1 protein-coding gene is annotated in these 255 nt (G+C 32.2%); it reads left to right on the top strand.

The window, feature by feature from the left end:
• Positions 1 to 28 precede the first annotated feature (28 nt).
• Positions 29 to 255 (top strand): hypothetical protein (locus SB749_RS20085; protein WP_410711860.1); only part of this gene is annotated, 227 nt, incomplete at its 3' end.

The following is a 255-nucleotide window of genomic DNA, read 5'->3' as shown; positions in this document are numbered from 1 at the left end:
ATACATTGACTCTATATCTGATCAATCAATGGCTGTGATTCCAGCTGATAAGATTAAGAATCTCTTAAAGGGTTTAAATATCCCTGCTAAATATCAACCAAAAGTGAATGCGATATTGAAGCTACAAACTATAGGAGAGAACACTTATGATGCTAATAAAAACAAGCTAATTGGTCAAAATACGGAAAAAGTTTTCTTATACCCTTATGAAGCTGGATATGGTGAAATACCTAAATCTTACAATATGTCGAAACA

The organism is Brevibacterium sp. SIMBA_078 (genome assembly GCF_046534565.1).
GTDB lineage: Bacteria > Actinomycetota > Actinomycetes > Actinomycetales > Brevibacteriaceae > Brevibacterium.
This window is presented reverse-complemented; position numbering and strand designations above follow the sequence as displayed.